At 60.0% G+C, this 15,008-nt stretch carries 13 protein-coding genes; 11 read left to right on the forward strand and 2 right to left on the reverse strand.

Annotation, left to right across the window (positions count from 1 at the left end; genetic code table 11):
- Positions 1 to 4: 4 nt before the first annotated feature.
- The 5 genes from DTA15_RS05470 (at position 5) to DTA15_RS05490 (ending at position 4,860) form a co-directional block, all read left to right on the forward strand.
- Positions 5 to 661 (forward strand): CoA transferase subunit B, encoded by a 657-nt coding sequence (locus tag DTA15_RS05470; protein ID WP_006482308.1) that lies wholly within the window; start codon positions 5 to 7, stop codon positions 659 to 661.
- 88 nt (positions 662 to 749) lie between these two features.
- On the forward strand, positions 750 to 2,108 hold the full coding sequence (locus DTA15_RS05475) for a 3-carboxy-cis,cis-muconate cycloisomerase (RefSeq protein ID WP_006482296.1): 1,359 nt from the start codon (positions 750 to 752) through the stop codon (positions 2,106 to 2,108).
- Positions 2,109 to 2,124: 16 nt separating this feature from the next.
- Positions 2,125 to 2,910 (forward strand): 3-oxoadipate enol-lactonase, encoded by a 786-nt coding sequence (gene pcaD / locus DTA15_RS05480; protein WP_006482306.1) that lies wholly within the window; start codon positions 2,125 to 2,127, stop codon positions 2,908 to 2,910.
- A 10-nt stretch (positions 2,911 to 2,920) separates the two neighbouring features.
- The gene (gene pcaC, locus DTA15_RS05485) at positions 2,921 to 3,307 is read left to right on the forward strand and encodes a 4-carboxymuconolactone decarboxylase (RefSeq protein ID WP_006480129.1); all 387 of its coding nucleotides are present in this window, start codon (positions 2,921 to 2,923) and stop codon (positions 3,305 to 3,307) included.
- Between the two features lie 194 nt (positions 3,308 to 3,501).
- A complete protein-coding gene (locus tag DTA15_RS05490) occupies positions 3,502 to 4,860 on the forward strand; it encodes an MFS transporter (protein WP_006482278.1) in 1,359 nt (452 codons plus the stop codon).
- A 132-nt stretch (positions 4,861 to 4,992) separates the two neighbouring features.
- Here the strand turns inward: DTA15_RS05490 and DTA15_RS05495 are convergent, their stop codons facing one another.
- Together DTA15_RS05495 and DTA15_RS05500 are read right to left on the reverse strand one after the other, a co-directional pair.
- Positions 4,993 to 5,241: a hypothetical protein gene (locus DTA15_RS05495; protein ID WP_012492997.1), complete on the reverse strand. Its 249-nt coding sequence runs from the start codon at positions 5,239 to 5,241 to the stop codon at positions 4,993 to 4,995.
- A 108-nt stretch (positions 5,242 to 5,349) separates the two neighbouring features.
- A complete protein-coding gene (locus tag DTA15_RS05500) occupies positions 5,350 to 5,967 on the reverse strand; it encodes a LysE family translocator (protein WP_006482276.1) in 618 nt (205 codons plus the stop codon).
- 1,182 nt (positions 5,968 to 7,149) lie between these two features.
- Here DTA15_RS05500 and DTA15_RS05505 point away from each other — a divergent pair.
- From DTA15_RS05505 to DTA15_RS05530, 6 genes are read left to right on the forward strand one after another with little or no spacing between them, the layout of a single operon-like run.
- Complete coding sequence (locus tag DTA15_RS05505) at positions 7,150 to 9,129, forward strand: FAD/NAD(P)-binding protein (protein ID WP_006482288.1); 1,980 nt, start codon at positions 7,150 to 7,152, stop codon at positions 9,127 to 9,129.
- A 1-nt stretch (position 9,130) separates the two neighbouring features.
- The gene (locus DTA15_RS05510; RefSeq protein ID WP_012492998.1) at positions 9,131 to 9,844 is read left to right on the forward strand and encodes an SDR family oxidoreductase; all 714 of its coding nucleotides are present in this window, start codon (positions 9,131 to 9,133) and stop codon (positions 9,842 to 9,844) included.
- Entirely contained in the window at positions 9,837 to 11,228 is a 1,392-nt protein-coding gene (locus DTA15_RS05515) for an MFS transporter (RefSeq protein WP_006494092.1), read from the forward strand. Before DTA15_RS05510 ends, DTA15_RS05515 begins: the two co-directional genes overlap by 8 nt.
- Before the next feature lie 41 nt (positions 11,229 to 11,269).
- Positions 11,270 to 12,937 carry a GH3 family acyl-acid amido synthetase gene (locus tag DTA15_RS05520; protein ID WP_006482332.1) on the forward strand — a complete coding sequence of 556 codons (1,668 nt, stop codon included), beginning with the start codon at positions 11,270 to 11,272 and terminating at the stop codon, positions 12,935 to 12,937.
- 21 nt (positions 12,938 to 12,958) lie between these two features.
- Positions 12,959 to 13,837, forward strand: a complete 879-nt coding sequence (locus tag DTA15_RS05525; RefSeq protein WP_012493000.1) for an alpha/beta hydrolase — start codon at positions 12,959 to 12,961, stop codon at positions 13,835 to 13,837.
- Positions 13,830 to 15,008, forward strand: coding sequence for an enolase C-terminal domain-like protein (locus DTA15_RS05530; RefSeq protein WP_012493001.1), 1,179 nt, complete (start codon positions 13,830 to 13,832; stop codon positions 15,006 to 15,008). Before DTA15_RS05525 ends, DTA15_RS05530 begins: the two co-directional genes overlap by 8 nt.

A 15,008-nucleotide genomic window follows, 5' to 3' on the forward strand; every position in this document is an offset into this window, starting at 1 on the left:
CGACATGAAACGACTGACCCGCGATGAAATGGCCAAGCGCGTCGCCCAGGACATCCCCGAAGGCGCGTACGTGAACCTCGGCATCGGCGTGCCGACGCTGGTGGCCAACCACCTCGACCCGAGCAAGGAGATCTTCCTGCACAGCGAGAACGGCCTGCTCGGCATGGGCCCGGCGCCCGCGCCCGGCGAGGAAGACGACGAGCTGATCAACGCCGGCAAGCAGCACGTGACGCTGCTAACCGGCGGCGCGTATTTCCACCACTCGGATTCGTTCGCGATGATGCGTGGCGGCCACCTCGACTACTGCGTGCTCGGCGCGTTCCAGGTGTCGGCGAACGGCGATCTCGCGAACTGGCATACGGGCGCGCCCGATGCGATTCCGGCCGTCGGCGGCGCGATGGACCTCGCGATCGGCGCGAAGCAGGTGTTCGTGATGATGGAGCACCTGACGAAGCAGGGCGAGAGCAAGATCGTCGCGCAGTGCTCGTATCCGGTCACCGGCGTGCAATGCGTGAGCCGCATCTATACGGATCTCGCCGTGCTCGACGTGACGGCCGACGGCCTCGCGGTGAGCGAGATCTTCACCGACCTGTCGTTCGACGAGCTGCAGAAGCTGACCGGCGTGCCGCTGATCGACGCGACGCAAAAGGCCGCCGCCTGAACGGCAAGCGTGCCGGGGCGCGCATTCGAGCGCACGCCGGCACGCTTGGGTAGACAATAGGCGCACGCCGTTTCCCCATTCTGATGCCATGCTCGAAGACAGCGCCCGCCTGACCTCCCTGATCTGCGGCACCGAGCCGCTCAACCGGATCTGGTCGCCCCGCGCGACGATCCAGCGCATGCTCGACGTCGAGGCCGCGCTTGCGCGCGCGCTGGCCGCGCAGCAGGTGATTCCCGCCGCCGCGGTCGCGCCGATCGAACGTGCGTGCGACGCCGGCCGGCTCGACGCCGACGCACTCGCGCACGGTGCGGCGCTCGGCGGCAATCTTGCGATTCCGCTCGTCAAGCAGCTCACCGCGCAAGTGAAGGCCGACGACCCCGAGGCCGCGAAGTTCGTGCACTGGGGCGCGACGAGCCAGGACATCATCGATACCGCGACCGTGCTGCAGTTGCGCGACACGCTCGACGTGCTCGATCCGCTGCTCGACGAAGCCTGCGCGTCGCTCGCCGCGCTCGCGCGCACCCATCGCGCGACGCCGATGATCGGCCGCACGTGGCTGCAGCAGGCGCTGCCGATCACGCTCGGCCTCAAATTCGCCCAATGGCTCGATGCGCTGCTGCGCCATCGCGCGCGTTTCGCCGAGTTGCGCGAACGTGCGCTCGTGCTGCAGTTCGGCGGGGCAGCCGGCACACTCGCGAGCCTGCGCGAACACGCAGCCGGCGTGAGCGCTGCGCTCGCGGCCGATCTCAAGCTCGCGGTGCCGGCCGTGCCGTGGCATACGCAGCGCGATCGCATCGCGGAAGCGGCGGCGTGCTTCGGGATGCTGACCGGCACGCTCGGCAAGATCGCGCGCGACGTGTCGCTGCAGATGCAGACCGAAATCGGCGAGCTCGGTGAACCGGCCGCCGCCGGCAAGGGCGGCTCGTCGACGATGCCGCACAAACGCAACCCGGTCGGCTGCGCAGCCGTGCTGACGGCTGCCGTGCGCGCGCCGAACCTCGTCGCGACCGTGTTCGCGGGGATGGTGCAGGAGCACGAGCGCGCCCTCGGCGGCTGGCAGGCCGAATGGGATGCGCTGCCCGACCTCGCCCGCCTGACGGGCGGCGCGCTCGCACAGATCGCGCAGATCGTCGCTGGCCTCGACGTCAACACCGAGCGCCTCGCCGCGAACCTCGAGCTCACGCACGGGCTGATCCTCGGCGAAGCCGTGATGCTCGCGCTCGGCGACCGCATCGGCCGACTCGATGCGCATCACGTCGTCGAGCACGCGTCGAAGGAAGCCGTGCGCACCGGCGCGACGCTGTTCGACGTGCTCGCCGCCGATGCGACCGTGTCGGCCCACCTGTCGCGCGACGCGCTCGCGCGGCTGCTCGATCCCGCACATTACGTCGGCGAGGCGCATGCCTATGTCGACGCCGTGCTCGCGCTGCATGCGGGCGCGCACTAACCAGGAGAACCTTGAGATGCCTTTCGCCACTGTCAACGGCGTGAAACTGCATTACCGGATCGACCGTGCCGCGCGCGACGACGCGCCGTGGCTCGTCTTCTCGAATTCGCTCGGCGCCGACCTGCAGATGTGGGCCCCGCAGATCCGCCCGCTCACGCAGCACTTCAACATCCTGCGCTACGACACGCGCGGCCACGGTCATTCCGACGCACCGGCCGGTTCGTACACGATCGAGCAACTGGCGGGCGACGTGATCGGCCTGCTCGACCACGTCGGCATCGACTGCGCGCATTTCTGCGGCATCTCGATGGGCGGGCTGACGGGCGCCGCGCTCGCCGCGCGCTACCCGTCGCGCATCGTGCGCGCGGTGCTGTCGAATACCGCCGCGAAGATCGGCTCGCCGGAAGTGTGGGGGCCGCGTGCGCAGAAGGCGCGCGCCGAAGGCATGGCCGCGCTCGCCGACGCCGTGCTGCCGCGCTGGTTCACCGACGCATTCGTCGAACGCGAGCCGCGTCTGTTCGATGCGATCCGCGACACTTTCGTGCATACCGACAAGGACGGCTATGCGGCGAACTGCGACGCGCTGAACGCGGCCGACCTGCGCGAGGAAGTGAAGGGCATCGCGTTGCCGGTGCTCGTCGTGACCGGCGCGAAGGACATGTCGACGCCGCCCGACCAGGGCCGCGCGCTGGCCGCCGCGATTCCCGGTGCGCTGCACGTCGAATTCGACGCCGCGCACATATCGAACATCGAGTGCACCGGCGGGTTCAACCGCGCGCTGCTCGATTTCCTGACTGCGTGAGGCACCGGCGATGGATGACCAGGAACGTTATGAAGCAGGGATGAAGGTGCGTCGCGCGGTGCTCGGCGACGCGCACGTCGACCGTTCGATCGAGAACCGCACCGAGGTGACCGACGAATTCCAGAACCTGATCACGCGCTATGCATGGGGCGAGATCTGGACCCGCGACGGGCTGCCGCGCCATACGCGCAGCCTGCTGACCATCGCGATGATGGTCGCGCTGAATCGCGGCGAGGAACTGGCGCTGCACCTGCGCGCCGCGCGCAACAACGGCGTGACGCGCGACGAGATCAAGGAAGTGCTGCTGCAGACCGCGATCTATTGCGGCGTGCCGGCCGCGAATTCCGCGTTCCATCTCGCGGACAAGATCTTCAAGGAACAGGATGCGGCCGGTTAAGTGCCGGCGATGATCTGATCGGGCGGCCCACCGAGGCTGGCGGGCAGTCGTCGATGAAGAGCGCACCGGCAGCGAATCGGTGCGTGAACGAAGGAAAGGCGCGGCCACGAGGCCGCGCTTCTTGCATATATCAATGTTGCATGGGACCGGCGCAAGCGCAGACGCGCCCACGCCGGCCGACAAGGAGACTAGCGATGAATCGCGCACCCGTGGTCGATGTCCAGACCTTCATCAACGAGCAGCCGTTCGGCGGCTTTCAATGGCTCGTGTTCCTCATGTGTTTCGTGATCGTGCTGCTCGACGGCTTCGATACGGCCGCGATCGGCTTCATCGCGCCGTCGCTGCTCGGCGAATGGAACCTCACCAAGCCCGATCTCGCGCCCGTGTTGAGCGCCGCGCTGTTCGGCCTCGCGTGCGGCGCGCTCGTGTCGGGCCCGCTGTCCGACCGGCTCGGCCGCCGCTCGCTGCTGCTCGGCTCGGTGTTCCTGTTCGGCGTCGCGTGCCTGATGTCCGCGTTCTCGAACACGATCGGACACCTGACCATCCTGCGCTTCATCACCGGCGTCGGGCTCGGCGCCGCGATGCCGAACGCGGTCACGATGATGGGCGAATTCTGCCCGGATAAGCGCCGCGCGACCGTGATCAACCTGATGTTCTGCGGCTTTCCGCTCGGCGCCGCGTTCGGCGGCTTCCTGGCCGCGTGGATGATTCCACATTTCGGCTGGCGCAGCGTGCTGGTGCTCGGCGGCGTGACGCCGCTGCTGCTCGGCGTGCTGTTGCTGCTGAAGATGCCGGAATCGGTGCGTTTCATGGTCGCGACCGGTCAGTCCGTCGACAAGATCCGCGCCACGCTCGCACGCATCTCGCGCGACGCGTTGAACGCCGGCTCGTTCGCATTGACCGAAGCCGCACCGCAGACGGGCGGCAAGGGCCTCGGCGTCGTGCTGTCGCGCTCGTACATCGTCGGCTCGGTGATGCTGTGGCTCGCGTACTTCATGGGCCTCGTGATCTTCTACGCGTCGATCAACTGGATGCCGATCCTGCTGAAGGATGCGGGCCTGACGCCGAAGAGCGCGACGCTGATCTCGGCGCTGTTCCCGCTCGGCGGCGTGGGCGCCGTGCTGTGCGGCGTGCTGATGGACCGCTTCAACGCGAACCGCGTGATCGCCGTGTGCTACGCGCTGACGGCGGTGAGCGTGTATGCGATCGGGCAGGCGGCCGGCAACGTCGGGCTGCTGGTGCTGGTCGTGTTCGTGGCCGGCGTGCTGATGAACACTGCGCAGTCGTCGATGCCGGCGCTGGCCGCCGCGTTCTATCCGACCGAAGGGCGCGGCACGGGTGTCGCGTGGATGCTCGGCGTCGGCCGTTTCGGCGGGATCGCGGGGTCGTTCCTCGTCGCCGAGCTGACGCGCCGGCACTTCTCGTTCGCGGGGGTGTTCGCGACGATCGCCGTCGCGGGCGTGCTCGCGTGTGTCGCGCTGCTGATCAAGCAGATGGCGCGCCCGCATGGCGTGGCGCAGCCGGCGGGCAAGATCGAGTCGCTCGGACATTGAGCGGCGCGCGGGCCGGTGCGTTGCATCGGCCCGGCGCGTGATGGATTCGGGCCGGTCGAGAGCAGATCGACCGGCGCACGACGACAGACCGGGCCGCCTTCGCGGCCCGTCGACATTGCGGCCGTCGCACCGTTACTCCTCCGCGTCGTGCTCCTTGACGAAGTTGCGCAGATACGCGCGCAGCGCGGCTTCCCGGCCGCGATGATCGTCATGGTTCGCGGCGCCCATTCCCGCCTCGTCGCCGAACAGCGTCGGCGGCGCGCAGTAGGTGCCGACTTCGATGTTCTCGCGCAGCACGCGGATATCGTGCGTGAGCGGGTGATACTCGGCGATCCAGTGCATACCCTCGATGTGCTCGCCCGCTCTGAGCATTGGCTTCATCGGCAATCTCCATGCAGAGCAGCGGTGCAACCGCCGAAGCGGTTGCACGCGCCCGTACCGAAAGGGTACGCCTGCATCACCTGAAGCTCAACGGGCGCTCGTGAGCGCTTACTGCGGCAGCAGATGGGCGACGAGCGGGTACAGCGACAGGATCAGCAGCACGGCCATCGTCACGTTGAAGATGCGCAGCGCGCGGGGATTCGACAGGAAGCGGCGCAGGCCGAGGCCGAACGCGGCCCACAGGCTGATGCACGGGAAGCCGATCAGGATGAACAGGATGGCCATCCATGCGGCATTCATTCCATAGTCGGCGGACAGGCGGATCGTCGTCGCGGCGGTCAGCACCATCATCCACGCCTTCGGGTTGACCCACTGGAATGCGGCGGCTTCGATGAACGTCATCGGCCGCGATTTGGCTCCGTGCGCCTTCACTTCGCCCGACGTGCCGATGCGCCACGCGAGGTACAGCAGATAGGCGACGCTCGCCACTTCGAGGAGCGTGTACAGCAGCGGCAGGCGCTTGAACGCTTCGCCGAGGCCGAAGCCGACGCAGAGCATCAGGATCGCGACGCCGATGCTGATGCCGAACAGGTGCGGCATCGTACGGCGAAAACCGAAGTTGACGCCGGACGCGAGCAGCATCGTGTTGTTCGGGCCGGGCGTGATCGTCGTGACGAGCGCGAACAGCATGCCGGCGGGCAGCGCGCTGAGGGTGAGGAATTCCATCGCGGATTCTCCATTCGGTTCGAGGCTGGGATGGAGTCAGTGTAGCGACGGTTTTCTGTACAGTACCGGTACAGTTAAATTGACGATTGCCGGTACGGGGCGTGGGAGTGCGTGACCGCGGTCGTCAGCGCTACGTGTTGGCTCTCAGAAAAGATGTCCGTAGTCTCAATAAGTTGTCTTTGAATAAAAGAAACGATTATCGATAAACTTACATGTTATATTCTTGAATTTTATAAATATTCGGTATAAATGCTGTCATTGGTCTGTTATGAGCAATATTCGACCAGAGATGCCGGTCGCGGTCGGCCGCCTTGGTCGGCACTCAACCGATTCGCTCCTGAGGTCCGTCTGCGTTAACTTGCGGCGGAGCTGATGTTTCGTCGGCACACGGAATCCCGAGCAGCATGCAATTACGTTTTGACTGCTTCGCGCAGTGTTTCGCTATTCGAGGAGGTAATTGCCCCGAACCGCTGAATCATTGAGGTTCCGGACACCGTGATGGGAGTGTCGACAATTTTCTGCGTCTAGAACGCTATCCTCTCGCGATCGACAAAAAGGGCCTGCCATTTGTTTAGCCCTAGCGAACATTTCACGCATGGGCATCCAACTTTGGAGGGCGAGTCGAGCCAGCACAGTAGGGTCTCGAATGTGAACACGACGCTAGTCGGCACGAGGCGATTCGAAACAAGCTGGCGCCCTGGGCTTTTCTCACGGCGCAACGTGGCCGGCGTCAGCAGCGGATCGATCGCTGCCCACAATTGCCCCTTGATGAACGACGTGCCCATCTCCCCCGCCCCGCTTGTTCCGATGCCTGCTAACAACTCGCGGCGAAACTTAGCAACCCTATATACCCCCTCTAAAACCGCTTCTCGCCTTGTCTCGATCCATGCGCTCAAGCAATCGCGACCGGTCATACTGCGGAGAAATGCCAGTCGCTTCTGATTAGCCGGGACACTGATCATGCTGACTTTCCCTGTTATTTTTAACAGCTAGTCATTACGTTTTCTAAACAATTATTACTAAAACATTATTTATTCACATTGTTGCGGAGCCGCAAAAACTCCTGTAGATTGCGCAGGTAGACAGATCTGTATATTGCGATGCGAAATCGGGAATGCGTAAATCGCTCGCCAGGCAGTTCAGTATCAGCAAAATCATTCATAATCCTCTGAGAGAAACGTGATGAGTACGGGTCGTGCACCATCCACGCGCAAAGCTGTGCCTTTCACAATTGCAGTGATCGGCTGCGGTCCTCGTGGCATATCCGTTTTGGAGCGGATTGCGGCGAGATTGGCGAATGAACGCAACGCTTCACCGGTTATCGGCGATATTTGCATATACGTGGTTGACGCGCATGAAATCGGTGGCGGTCGCATTTGGCGTCCGGACCAGCCCAGCTGGTTACTCATGAACACCCCAGCAAAGGAAACGACAATATTTTCCGGTCCACCGGACGGCGGCGACGTTCGCCCGATGGCGGGGCCGTCACTGGCTGAATGGTGGGCTGAGGTCGATTCTGGTAATGCCGAGCCAAATGGCCTGGCACCACGATACGTATATGGTAAATATCTTAAATTTGCTTTTGATCGAATAATAAATGACCTGTCACGTCATGCGGATGTCCGTGTGATTAGAGGTGCTGTTATCGATGTACAAAAAAGCGATAGAAGGCGAACTGTCATGCTTTCCGATCGTTCTACATTTGATGCAGACAAAGTTGTACTCGCTACTGGTCATCCTGTTCCGGAATTGAGTGCCTCACAGCTGGAGTTTTCTCTCTTTGCAAGGCAGCATCCCGGGTTGAGGTACATCGAAGGAAATTCGGCCGCGGATATGCAACTTTCTGCGATTCAGCCGGGAGAGAGAGTCGGCGTCATTGGCTGTGGCCTCGCGTTCTACGACGTTATGGCCAGCCTCACCGAGGGGCGTGGCGGTCGGTACGAAACTGCAGCTGATGGCGATCTGGTCTACATTCCGAGCGGCAAGGAGCCGAGAATTCATGCCGGATCGCGTAGCGGAGTTCCGTTTCCGGCTCGCGCCACGAATGAAAAAGCCGCTGACTATCAATACACGCCACGGTTGCTCACCGAGTCGAGAATGCAGCAGATTCGATTGGCTCGAGTGGCAACCAAACTGGATTTCCGTCGGGACGTCCTTCCGTGGCTCGAGGGCGAGATGCAACTGGTCTATTTCGCATGCATTCTCAGGGAGACCCGAGGTCGAGTGTATGCGAGTGGATTTGTCGATGCGGCCGTGAACAACGTCGGCGAGGATATCGATGCACTCCTACCGAAGGACATCATCAGAAAGACAGCCGAATCGTTCGGTGCTCACGGAATCGAAGGAGTAGACCTGGAAAAATGGTCACGGCCTTTTGCTGGTAAATTATTTCGTAATGCGAAAGAGTATTCGGGCGAACTGGAGAAGTGGATTCGAAACGATATCGAGAATGCGGGGAAAGGCAATGTCAGGGGGGCCGTCAAGGCAGCCACTGACGTATTGAGGGACATCCGTCCGATCCTAAAGTATGCAGTCGACTATGCCGGGCTGACCCCTGCTTCCCACCAACACGATTTTCTCGGTTCGTTTGTCGGGATCTATTCGATGCTGTCGGCGGGACCGCCGGCGGTGCGATTGAAGCAAGTCCTCGCACTCATCCACGCGAATATCCTGACTTTTGCAGGGCCGAAGGCAGAATTTTCCGTGTCCGTCGCAGAGAAAGCGTTCGTCGTGTCGTCGCCTCAGGTATCAGGTGATGTGTTTAGGGCGAGCACGTTAGTCGACGCACGGATCCCTCCTCAGAACGTACACGCCGATAGTTCACCTCTATTTCGGAATTTGCTTGCGTCTGGAACCGTGACAAGTTTTACGAATTCGCTTGGTCAAGACACATTCGATACAGGCGGTGTGGCCGTGACGCGCGCACCGTTCAATGCAATGTCGAGAGAAGGACCGGACAGCGCGATCCATGTGATCGGGATTCCAGTCGAGCACACACGTTGGCTCATGCAGTTTGGGTCTGGGCGACCTGGTCCTTGGGGTCAGTTTACGAAGGATGCTGACGCGGTAGCCGAAAGTGTCATTGCTGCGTTTCTGGGCGCATTGGCCGCCACAAATACTCCGGTCGTTGCCGATAATGAAAAGGAGCATGTCGATGTCTGAGATGAAAAGCAGGGCCGAGAAGCAGAAAATTCTGGTTGTCGGTGGAACGTCGGGAATCGGCTTGGCCGCTGCACGGGCATTCGCCACGAGTGGTGCCGACGTTACTGTCATGTCGAGATCGGCTGCGAGTATTGATCGTTCGCTTTCGATCATCGGTGCCAGTGCGTCAGGCGCCGTGGTGGATGTTTGCGATGATGAAAGTGTTGCAGATGCGATCGCGTCGTTGGATGCGTTCGATCATGTAGTAGTTACTACCGCGTCCACCCCGCTTCCTACAGGGAGTATCAAGTCGATTCCTCTCGACCGAGCGTATGGTGCGATGAACTCAAAATTCTGGGGTGCTTATCGAATTGCCAGAGAGGTAAAAATCAATCAGGGCGGGTCGTTGACGTTCGTGTCGGGAATTCTTGCGTCGAGGCCTACGAAGAATACTGCGCTTATCGGAGCAATCAACGCGGCATTGGAGAGCCTGGCAAAAGGGTTGGCGCTCGAGCGGGCTCCTGTTCGTGTGAATGTGGTGTCGCCTGGAATACTTGGCAATGCGTCGATGTTGGTACATCTGAACGAGGAAGAACGAAAAAGTATTGGTGCGCGTCTCCCCGTCGAGAAAATCGGCACTCCAGAGCTTGTAGCGGATGCAATTGTGTTCCTGGCGAATCACAAGCACATCACGGGTACGACATTGGTCGTCGATGGAGGAGGTTCCCTTGTCTGACAATAGTCTCTTTACGTCCGTGATCGAAGAAGCCGATGCGCAATCGCGAGAAATCGTCAAGTCGCGTGCCCTGATCACGGTTTGCATTGGCTTCTTTATGGTCAGCTTGGACGCCACTGTCGTCAATGTTGCATTGAACAGCCTGCGCCTCAGCCTGCACGTTGGTTTGAGCGGATTGCAGTGGACGGTGGACTCTTACACGCTGGCGTTTGCAGCTCTGTTGCTAAGCGCTGGAGCGCTTGGCGATATCTTCGGGCCGAAGAAGGTATTCAATGTCGGTCTGATTGTTTTCTCGTTGGCATCTGCCTTGTGCGGGCTGTCGACAAGTCTGGGTGCACTGCTTGCGTCACGCGTTCTCCAAGGCGTTGGGGCCGCGCTGCTTGTCGCGACGTCGCTGTCGCTTCTTCAGAAAATATTTGTTGAACCGGCTGACCGCGCGCGTGCGTTCGGAGTTTGGGGTGGGGTCGGTGGCGTGGCAGTGGCCGCCGGTCCGGTGCTCGGTGGTTTCCTCATCTCGATGTTCGGATGGCCCTCCGTATTTCTGGTCAACGTGCCTTTCGGCATCCTGGGCGTAATCCTCTCGGCGCGCTATTTGCCGAAGATGCCGGGGGAGGCTCGCCGGATCAACTTTGGGGCACAGGTGCTTTCCGCCGTCGCACTGGGTGCACTCGCGTTTCTGTTCATTTCCGCCGGCGCACACGGATGGTCGAGCCGCGATGTGCAGATCGCGGCAGCCGCGTTCGCAATCGCGACATGCCTGTTCCTTGGGATTGAGCGATTCTCTGCCAATCCGATGTTGCCGCGCGGGATTTTCCGGTCGCGAATCTTTTCGGCGGCGACGACTGTGGGGATGATCATCAATTTCGGGTTCTACGGACAGCTGTTTGTACTGAGCCTGTATTTTCAACAGATCTGCAAATATTCGACGATGGAAACAGGCTTGGCCCTTCTGCCTCAGGCGATTGTTTGCTCACTTACCGCCTTTTATTGCGGACGAGTCACGGCTCGAACCGGGCCAGGTTTCCCGATGAAAGTCGGCCTGCTTGCCGGTGCGCTCGGCCTCTTCGGATTGACCTTCGCAAACGGAAATAGCTCATACGTTTCCGTTCTGATACCGATGCTCGCGGTTGGTTTCGGCATGTCGTTTACTGCGCCGGCGACTGTTGCTGCGGGCATGTCGGCGGCTCCGGCCGGACAGGCCGGTATCGTATCTGGCGTGATCAACGCAGCCCGTCAGAGCGGTAGTGTGATGGGAATCGCTGTCCTTGGTGGCCTGATTGGATTGAGCTCGAATTTCGAATATGGCATGCATCTGGCGTTCTGGGTTGCATCTGTTCTGTTTGCTGGCGCATTGTTGGTTACCGCTTTGAGAATTCGTAAGTAAATTTAACTAATTGTCCATTTTTTTGGATGAGGTTGATTGATATGAATAGCATTCCTAACGAGTGGATGAAGTACTGGGAGAGTCGGAAGGACGCATTTTCTTCAGAATGTCTCGCAGAGTTGCAGCGATTCGAGACGGCCACCCGCGACCCTCAAGGCACCCAACAAGACGTGCTTCGAGACGTGATATCCGTCAGTAAGGGCTCTCTGCATTGGCAAGAGTGCGGATACTCAAGCGTGTCGGGAGTCGATGACTATCGCAGCACGTTGCCGATCATGCGCTACGATGATTTCGTCCCCCTTATCGATCGCGAGATTCGTACAAAAGGTGGAGTGCTGACCTGCAGCCCGGTGATGCGATGGCTCAAAACAAGCGGGACGACTGGTACGCCGAAGCGTGTGCCCTATACGCTGCATTGGGTACTGAACTACCGGATCCCGGCAATGAAAGCGATGTGGGGAACCTACAGTCGGCTCCACCCGGAGCTTTTGTCGAATCCCTATGCGACGCTCGATACGCAGACCGTTCGCGAGAATGCACAGGACTACATCCATGGTGTTCCATTCCAGGCGGTCAGCAATCGTCATCCACGGATGAACAGCATGGATTGGAATCCGCCGTGGTACGAGGCGCCTTGGTTTTGCGAGAACGCGCCGGTTTCCTTCGAAGACAAGATGTATTGCAGGGTTCGGCACCTCGTGGGAAAGGACCTGTATTTCATCAACGCCATTAATCCGAGCACGTTGCTTTCGCTTCGAGACCACATCGGCACCAGTAAGGAGAAGCTGGTTGCCGATGTCAGAAATGGGACGATCGATGGACAGCCATTGTGCAACGCGGATCCGCACGAGGCCGATCGGCTGGAGAAGGTTCTTGCGAACCCAGGCTTCACGTTGAAGGATATTTGGCCGACCTTGGGTTTGTATGCATGCTGGCTGTCGGCATCCGCTGGCTTGTATCAACAAGCACTGGAAGAAATCTTTCCCGGCGTCGCGCGGCTGCCGTTCATGAGCTGCGGAACGGAAGGGGTGGTTACGATTCCGGTCAGCGAAGACGCATATAGCCAGCCGCTCGCGATCAACCAGGCGTTCTTTGAGTTTGTGGAAGACGACGTGCCCTTGGGAGAACTCGTAGAGCGTGGGGAGAAACCGCAGACACTACTGGCACACCAACTGACGGCAGGGAAGAACTATCACGTGATCATGTCTCAGGCCAACGGGCTATATCGTCTTTGGACCGGAGATATCTACCACGTAGATCGCGTCGTGGATGGCACGCCGTGGATCCATTTCCTGCATCGCGACGGAGTATTTCATTCGTTCACTGGTGAAAAGCTGACCGAACACCAAGTCACGGCCGCGTTGAGACGGGGCTTTGCAGCAGCGGACCGGCAGATTGGTCTTTATCTGTGCGGCCCACGTTGGGGGCAGCCGCCGAGCTATGTCGTCGTGGCCGAGGCCCGCGGCGCCGACGTCACACTTGGTGCAACCCTCTCGCGCCATGTCGAAAGTGCGTTACAAGACATCAGCATCGAATACGAATCCAAGCGCGTGTCGAACCGCTTAGGGCCGATCGAGGTTCATGTGGTTCCGGAGAACAGCATTCAGGCGTTTGTCGAGAGAAAGCGCCAGAAAGGAAACGCGAACCAATACAAGTACAAACCGTTCCAGAAAGATACGGAATTTCTTGGCGAACTGTCAGGCCAGTAACGACTACCGGAACATCAAATCATGCTCGAATTGAAGACACATCCCTCCAATCTGCGCAGGGAAATCAGGAAGATTCGTCGTGGCCCGACGGAGCTCGCCATGCACGCGTGGCTGCCTGAAAACCCCAAGGCAGCAGTGTTCTACTTTCATGGGTTGCAGAGCCACGCCGGCTGGCTGTGGGAGGCCGGGCGCCAATTTGCAAACAACGACGTATCAGTATTCGTTCTGGACAGGCGCGGGAGCGGGATAAGCGACGGAGATCGAGGCGACATTCCGCCGGCGGAAGTGGTCGTAGCCGACTATGTTGCTGCCCTGAAATGGGTCCGCGAATTCATCGGCGACGACACGCCTCTTTGCTTGTTTGGCCACTGTCTCGGCGGGTCCTTCATGGCGGCCGTGATGCATCACCCGTCATTCGACGTCCCGTACGATGCAGCGATATTTTGTTCCACTTGGCTTGGGAAGTTGCATGCGAGCTTGCCCGAAAGCGAGCTGGAGAAGATTGCGGCAGAAAGCAGCGATGAAATGTGGGATGCAGGGTTGCGTTCTTCGGATTTCACCGACTCCAGACAATATCAAGCATTCATCGACGAGGATGATCTCGCGATCAGGGAGATCACCAAGAGATCGAGGCGATCGCTGATTGAGATCGAGCGACTGTACGTTGACGCTCAAGGGGATTTGCCTTCGGTTCCGATGGCGTACGTGTCTGGAACATCTGATCCGATTATCGACCTCGAGAGCGCCCACAACGCCTTCCTCAGGATGACGCAATCTCGCGGGTCGGTTCTGAAGTTGCCGACCCACAAGCACTACCTTTTCTACACCGAGGTCAGGCGTGAGCTGATTGACTGGGCGTCAGCGTTCGTTTTACTTCAGGCTCGAGAAGTCTATGCATGATGTCCGCGTCTATCACGTGCAGCAGCCCATGCGGGTTGGGTTCGGCCACCCTGCAGCCACACGTACGACGTCCGAAAGCGTGGTGCTCGAACTGGATATCTCGGGTTGCGTGGGTCTTGGCGAATGCGCGCCGCGAAGTTACGTCACGGGCGAGACGTGCGTGACTGTTTGTGATGCGTTGAGGAGCCTTCCGCTGGCGCGCATCATCGACGAACTGCTGAGCGAGTCGCCGAATGACGTTCTCTATCGCATCAAGCGGCTGGGTATTGAGGCCGCCTTCGATTTCACGGCAGCCAACAACGTTGTATGCATCGTGGAGCTTGCGATTCTTGACTGGATCGGCAAGCGGACCCGGGTTTCATTGGATGCGATGTTGCGTAATGGTGCTTCTTTGGCCGAGAGCAGCGCGCCAATCAAGATATCGCAGGTCCTTGACCAGAATCTGACAGTCGATGATTTCTTGCGGGAGCGAGGTCCGTTTCATTTCGTCAAGATCAAAGCTCATCGTGACAGAGCGAAAGATCTCGAGACCGTGACAGAGATCAGAAGGGCCATCGGGGACGACACACCGATCGTCATCGACGCCAATATGAGCTGGAGTCTTATCGAGGCTGTCGAGCACGTGAGAAAGCTTCGTGAAGCCGGATTGACGATGGTTGAAGAGCCGTTCTCGAAGAGATCTTGGACCGAATTGCATGAGCTGCGCGTTCAGACGGGGATCTCGATCATGCTCGATGAGTCGGTCTCAACGTTAGATGATCTGCGGCGCGCCATAGGTAGCGACAGTTGTGATGCGGTGAATGTACGCGTGTCGAAATGCGGGGGGGTACTCCGGTCCATCGAAATGATCGAGCTCGCCAAGAGCTTCGGTATCCAGTTCCAGATCGGTGTGCAGGTCGCCGAATGCGGACCGCTGATCCAGGCCGGAAGATTGCTTGCTTCCCTGCACCGAGATGCAATTGCGGTGGAGGGAGGGCAAGCCGATCGCTTCTTCGACAGCATGATCGTTTCTCCTGATCTGAGTTTTGACAGGGCAAGAAGCACGGTTCCGCCACCAGCCGGATTCGGGTTGGGACTATCGACTTCGACTGAGATTTCCAAGTATCTGGCTTTCGGCTACAGCCGATCAGCAGATGAATGGACCGCGACATCCCACTATACCGAGGCTTGA

This window comes from Burkholderia cenocepacia, assembly GCF_900446215.1.
GTDB lineage: Bacteria > Pseudomonadota > Gammaproteobacteria > Burkholderiales > Burkholderiaceae > Burkholderia > Burkholderia cenocepacia.

What these genes read in the sequence shown, in the direction of transcription:
- DTA15_RS05470 (WP_006482308.1), top strand. Translation starts at nt 5, where the DNA reads ATGAAACGACTGACCCGCGATGAAATGGCCAAGCGCGTCGCCCAGGAC.
- DTA15_RS05475 (WP_006482296.1), top strand. Translation starts at nt 750, where the DNA reads ATGCTCGAAGACAGCGCCCGCCTGACCTCCCTGATCTGCGGCACCGAG.
- pcaD (WP_006482306.1), top strand. Translation starts at nt 2,125, where the DNA reads ATGCCTTTCGCCACTGTCAACGGCGTGAAACTGCATTACCGGATCGAC.
- pcaC (WP_006480129.1), top strand. Translation starts at nt 2,921, where the DNA reads ATGGATGACCAGGAACGTTATGAAGCAGGGATGAAGGTGCGTCGCGCG.
- DTA15_RS05490 (WP_006482278.1), top strand. Translation starts at nt 3,502, where the DNA reads ATGAATCGCGCACCCGTGGTCGATGTCCAGACCTTCATCAACGAGCAG.
- DTA15_RS05495 (WP_012492997.1), bottom strand. Translation starts at nt 5,241, where the DNA reads ATGAAGCCAATGCTCAGAGCGGGCGAGCACATCGAGGGTATGCACTGG.
- DTA15_RS05500 (WP_006482276.1), bottom strand. Translation starts at nt 5,967, where the DNA reads ATGGAATTCCTCACCCTCAGCGCGCTGCCCGCCGGCATGCTGTTCGCG.
- DTA15_RS05505 (WP_006482288.1), top strand. Translation starts at nt 7,150, where the DNA reads ATGAGTACGGGTCGTGCACCATCCACGCGCAAAGCTGTGCCTTTCACA.
- DTA15_RS05510 (WP_012492998.1), top strand. Translation starts at nt 9,131, where the DNA reads ATGAAAAGCAGGGCCGAGAAGCAGAAAATTCTGGTTGTCGGTGGAACG.
- DTA15_RS05520 (WP_006482332.1), top strand. Translation starts at nt 11,270, where the DNA reads ATGAATAGCATTCCTAACGAGTGGATGAAGTACTGGGAGAGTCGGAAG.
- DTA15_RS05525 (WP_012493000.1), top strand. Translation starts at nt 12,959, where the DNA reads ATGCTCGAATTGAAGACACATCCCTCCAATCTGCGCAGGGAAATCAGG.
- DTA15_RS05530 (WP_012493001.1), top strand. Translation starts at nt 13,830, where the DNA reads ATGCATGATGTCCGCGTCTATCACGTGCAGCAGCCCATGCGGGTTGGG.